Origin of the sequence: Loigolactobacillus jiayinensis, from assembly GCF_003946445.1 — a bacterium.
Lineage (GTDB): Bacteria > Bacillota > Bacilli > Lactobacillales > Lactobacillaceae > Loigolactobacillus > Loigolactobacillus jiayinensis.
Genome location: NZ_RHOF01000040.1, coordinates 1 through 277 on the forward strand (window position 1 = coordinate 1; position 277 = coordinate 277).

General features: G+C 40.4%; 1 protein-coding gene. It reads left to right on the forward strand.

Features of this window, described 5'->3' with window-relative positions:
- A partial coding sequence (locus EKM80_RS10295) for a transposase (RefSeq protein ID WP_164509549.1) occupies positions 1 to 277 on the forward strand: 277 nt, incomplete at both ends.

Below are 277 nucleotides of genomic sequence, written 5' to 3' on the forward strand. Positions count from 1 at the left end.
ACGTTGAACAATTATATTACGATCGTCACCTGCGACAACAGTTGACCCAGCAAGAGCGCGTTCAGCTAGGATTAAACGTTGATGAAAAGCTGGCAAACACTTATAACGCCATGCAAGGCGTTATGCTTTGCCTCAAGAACCACGATAAAGATGGTCTGGTGCAATATTTATATAATAATGATCGGCTCAGTCCACAAATGAAAACTATCTTGACTACATTCAAAAAGAATCTTGAGATCATCCTTAATGCCAGTGAGTCTAAGTATTCGAATGGACC